The organism is Streptomyces sp. KLMMK (assembly GCF_036961605.1).
Lineage (GTDB): Bacteria > Actinomycetota > Actinomycetes > Streptomycetales > Streptomycetaceae > Streptomyces > Streptomyces telluris.
Genome location: NZ_JBAMDC010000480.1, coordinates 1 through 4,389, shown reverse-complemented (window position 1 = coordinate 4,389; position 4,389 = coordinate 1). Strand labels below are relative to the sequence as shown.

Annotated in this window: 3 protein-coding genes and 1 pseudogene; 2 read left to right on the top strand and 2 right to left on the bottom strand. The window is 71.9% G+C overall.

All coding sequences use genetic code 11. The features are described 5' to 3' along the window. A pseudogene (locus V7793_RS34065) lies at positions 1-610 on the top strand (MFS transporter); the annotation flags it as partial. Positions 611-746: 136 nt separating this feature from the next. After that, positions 747-1,658: a hypothetical protein gene (locus V7793_RS34060; protein WP_443058052.1), complete on the top strand. Its 912-nt coding sequence runs from the start codon at positions 747-749 to the stop codon at positions 1,656-1,658. Positions 1,659-1,785: 127 nt separating this feature from the next. Here V7793_RS34060 and ptsP read toward each other — a convergent pair whose 3' ends face one another. Both ptsP and V7793_RS34050 read right to left on the bottom strand, forming a co-directional pair. Next, positions 1,786-3,456 (bottom strand): phosphoenolpyruvate--protein phosphotransferase, encoded by a 1,671-nt coding sequence (gene ptsP, locus V7793_RS34055; RefSeq protein WP_336013562.1) that lies wholly within the window; start codon positions 3,454-3,456, stop codon positions 1,786-1,788. A gap of 86 nt (positions 3,457-3,542) precedes the next feature. Further along, positions 3,543-3,992 (bottom strand): PTS sugar transporter subunit IIA, encoded by a 450-nt coding sequence (locus tag V7793_RS34050; protein WP_336013561.1) that lies wholly within the window; start codon positions 3,990-3,992, stop codon positions 3,543-3,545. Positions 3,993-4,389 lie beyond the last annotated feature (397 nt).

The following is a 4,389-nucleotide window of genomic DNA, read 5'->3' as shown; positions in this document are numbered from 1 at the left end:
GCGCGACCGCCGTTACCTCGCCTACACCGCCACCGAAGCCTTCCTCTGCCTCGACGACTCCGTCTTCAAGGTCGGCCTCGCCCTGTGGGCCGTCACGGCCACACCCGTCCCGCACGGCGTCGTCCCCCTCCTCCTCGTCCTCAACAACGTGCTCGTGGTGTGCTTCCAGGTCCCCTTCGCCCGCTTCGGGACCACCTCCGAGAAGGCGCGCACCTCGCTGTTCCCCCTGGCCGCGGCCTTCCTCGCAGGCGGAGCGGCCCTCGCCGCATCGGCCACCGGCACCCGCTGGGCCGCCGTCACCGCCCTGATCCTCGCCGCGATCGCCTTCACCGTCGCCGAGATGCTCCACGCCACCATCTCCTGGGAACTGTCCGTCACCCTCGCACCGCCCACCGCCCAGGGCGCCTACCTCGGCGTCCACGGCCTCGCATCGGCGGTCCAGCGCAGCATCGGACCCATGGCCGTGACCGGCACCATCGCGGCCGGACCCCTCGGCTGGCTCGGCTTCGGCGCCGGCCTCGCCGCCATCTGCCTCGCCCAGCGCAGGCTCACCCGCGACGACAGCGGGACCGCATTGTCAGTGCCTCCCCTTACGGTGAGTGAGCATTGATCACACGCGCTCAGGGGGAGAGAACATGGCGCATTCACGTGACGGCGGAGGACGGCCGGTGGGCGGCAAGCGGCCCACGGAGAAACGGCTGTCGGGGAAACGCCTGACGGGGGAGGGGAAGCGACCGGCGGGCAGGATGCGCCCGCACACCAAACAGCGGGGCGGCAGGAAGCGATCGCTCACCGAGCGGCGCAAGGCCGGCGCACGGCGCCTGCTGCGCCGCGAAGTCCCCAGCACCGTGGCCGTCCTGGCCGGAGCGGACGACTTCGCGGCCATGCAGGGCTACACGAGCTTCCCCTTCGACGACCACGCCACCTACATGCGGCAGATGGAGGGCCTGCTGCGCGACTTGACCGCCCGCGGCACGCACACGAGCGTCGCCCTCTTCGACCCCGTCGCCTACACCGAGTTCTGCACCGACTCCCACCTCGACCCCGACGCCCCGGCCAGCCGCACGCGCTACACCGCGGAGGTCGCCGCCGCCGGCACCAAGGTCACCTACGAGGGCGAGCCCCTCGCCCGCCTGCTGCCCCGGCTCGTCGCCGAGGCGGAACAGCAGGCGACGTGGGAGTACGCCTCGGCCCTGCTCACCCGCGGCGACTGCGACGCCTGCGGCGAGGACATCGGCCGCGCCGCCTTCGCCAGGGCCACAGCCCTCCTGCGGAGGATCATCCAGGCGGCCGGCCCCGGCACCCACCACCTCGTCTGCAGCATCCCGGCCGAAGGGCGGACCCCGCTCGTGGCCGTGCTGCACACGGAGAGCCGTGACGACGGCCTGCTCCACCTCGGCGAGGCGGCCGCCCTCGTCTTCTGCACCGTCCTCGCGGCAGGCATCGCCACGGAACGGCCGGGCGGAGTGGTCCTGCGCAGCATGCGGCCCGATCACCGCGACACCGTCCGCGGCTGGAACCTCAAGGACGGCGGCCGGCTCCACCCGCTGACCGAAGCGGAGGTCTTCGCCGCCTACTGCACCGACGCCCGCACCGGCGAACCCGTACCGCCCGAGCCCGACGTCGACTACCGCGCGGGGCTGCCCCTGGAGGACTGAGCGACCGGCGACCGCCGGCCGCCGGTCGCCGGTCGCTCAGTCCGGGAACGGATGAAGGGTGCCCCGCCACCCGGCGGGACACCCTTCACCTCTCAGCTCACATCACCGCGACGGCGACCGGCCCGGCTCACTCGCCGGACAGCACCGCCTGCGCGGCCAGACGGGCCTCTTCGGCCGAGTCCGTCGCACGGGCCGCGGCGGCGGCACGCTCGCACTGGGCCAGCGTGTGCTTGGCCAGGGTCGCGCGGACGTACGGAATCGACGCCGCACCCATGGACAGGCTCGTCACGCCCAGACCGGTCAGCACACAGGCCAGCAGCGGGTCCGACGCGGCCTCGCCGCACACGCCGCAGCTCTTGCCCTCGGCCTTGGCGGCCTCGGCGGAAGCCGCGACCAGGTCGAGCAGCGCCGGCTGCCACGGGTCCTGCAGCCGCGACACCGCACCGACCTGACGGTCGGCGGCGAAGGTGTACTGCGCCAGGTCGTTGGTGCCCAGCGACAGGAACTCGACCTCCTGCAGGATCGAGCGCGCCCGCAGCGCGGCGGAGGGGATCTCCACCATCGCCCCGAACTTCGCCTGCAGCCCGGCCTCCCGGCACGCGTCCGCGAACGCCTTCGCGTCCGTGCGGTCGGCCACCATCGGCGCCATGACCTCGAGGTAGACCGGCAGCCCCTCGGCGGCCTTGGCCAGCGCGGTGAGCTGCGTGCGCAGCACGTCCGGGTGGTCGAGCAGGGTGCGCAGACCCCGCACGCCCAGCGCCGGGTTGGGCTCGTCGGCCGGCGTCAGGAAGTCCAGCGGCTTGTCCGCGCCCGCGTCCAGCACCCGCACGACCACACGGCCCTCGGGGAACGCCTCCAGCACCTTGCGGTACGCCTCGACCTGCTTGGCCTCGGACGGCGCCTTCTTGCTGTCGTCCAGGAACAGGAACTCGGTACGGAACAGACCGACGCCCTCGGCACCCGCCTCGACGGCCGCCGGCACGTCCCCCGGACCACCGACGTTCGCCAGCAGGGGCACCTTGTGCCCGTCCGACGTCGCACCCGGACCGGACGACGCCGACAGCGCGGCCTTGCGCTCCTCGGCCGTCTTGATCAGCTCCGCGCGCTTCTCCGGGCTCGGGTCGACGAAGATGTCGCCCGTGCTGCCGTCCACGGCCACCACCGTGCCCTCGGCAAGCTCACCCGCACCCGGCAGCGCCACGACCGCCGGCACTCCGAGCGCACGCGCCAGGATGGCGCTGTGGCTGGTCGGCCCGCCCTCCTCGGTCACGAAGCCCAGCACCAGGGTCGGGTCGAGCAGGGCGGTGTCGGCGGGAGCGAGGTCCCGGGCGATCAGCACGTAAGGCTCGTCGCTGTCCGGCACGCCCGGCATCGGCACGCCCAGCAGGCGCGCGACGATGCGGTTGCGCACGTCGTCCAGGTCGGCCACCCGGCCGGCCAGGTACTCGCCGGCGTTGGCGAGCAGCGCGCGATAGGCGGCGAAGGCGTCGTACACCGCGCGCTCCGCGGTGCTGCCGACGGTGATGCGCCGTTCGACGTCGGCCATCAGCTCGGGGTCCTGGGCCATCATGGCCTGGGCCTCCAGCACGTGCTGGGCCTCGCCGCCGGCCAGGTTGCCGCGCGCGATGAGGTCGGCGGCCACAGCTTCCACGGCCTGGCGCGCGCGGCCCTGCTCGCGCGGCGCCTCGTCCGTCGGAATCTGCTTGGCCGGCGGCTCCAGAACCGCCGTGCCCATGTGCCGGACCTCGCCGATCGCCACACCGTGGCTCACGCCGACGCCTCGCAGCGTTGTCTCCATTTCACCCGTCTCCGGTTGATGCGGCGGCTCGGGCCGCCGCGGTGGATGTCGTACGTGCCGCTCCCCTTCTCAGGGAGCGGTATCGGCTACTTCCAGCTGAAGAGCTGGTCGCCGGCCTTGACGTCGCCGTCCTCGCGGACGTCGCCGAGCGAGTCGGCGGTGGCCTCGAGCGCGACGATCGGGCAGATCGGCGACTTGCCGGCCTCTTCGACGGCGACCGGGTTCCAGCGCACGACCTCCTGGCCGCGCGTCACGGTGTCGCCCTTGTTGACGAGCAGTTCGAAGCCCTCGCCGTTGAGCTGGACGGTGTCGATGCCGAGGTGCGTCAGCACCCCGTGGCCCTCGGCGTCTACGACGACGAACGCGTGCGGGTGCAGCGAGACAATGACGCCGTCGACGGGGGAGACCGCGGCGTGGGGCTCACGTACGGGGTCGACAGCGGTACCGGGTCCCACCATCGCGCCGGAGAAGACCGGATCGGGCACTGCCGCGAGTCCGATGGCGCGTCCGGCGATCGGGGACGTCACGGTGGTCATGGGAAGCCTCCCAGGTGGAGATTCGTCACGCGCCGTCACTACCTGTCCTGGACGGCGCACTGGTCGGAAGCCTAAGTCATAGGAACTGAGGGTTCCGCACGAGTGATCGGGCCCTTGGCGTGTGCGGTGCGTAATCGATTTGCCTCGCATGAGGAGGGCATGTACTGTCAGATCCCTGCCCACGACCGAGGCCCGCAGACAACTGCTGGCGAGGCGAGGGCGGCACCTATCGGAAGTGATCCTTTCTCGGGTCCACTGCTGTGCCCGTATGTCTTTATGACTGCGGAAAACAGGGTGGCGGGAGAGCGGAAAAACTCCTGATAGAGTGTGAAACACAACGAAGGGAAGCGCCCGGAGGAAAGCCCGAGAGGGTGAGTACAAAGGAAGCGTCCGTTCC

Coding starts and splice junctions, on each gene's coding strand:
- V7793_RS34060 (WP_443058052.1), top strand. CDS start 747: ATGCGCCCGCACACCAAACAGCGGGGCGGCAGGAAGCGATCGCTCACC.
- ptsP (WP_336013562.1), bottom strand. CDS start 3,456: ATGGAGACAACGCTGCGAGGCGTCGGCGTGAGCCACGGTGTGGCGATC.
- V7793_RS34050 (WP_336013561.1), bottom strand. CDS start 3,992: ATGACCACCGTGACGTCCCCGATCGCCGGACGCGCCATCGGACTCGCG.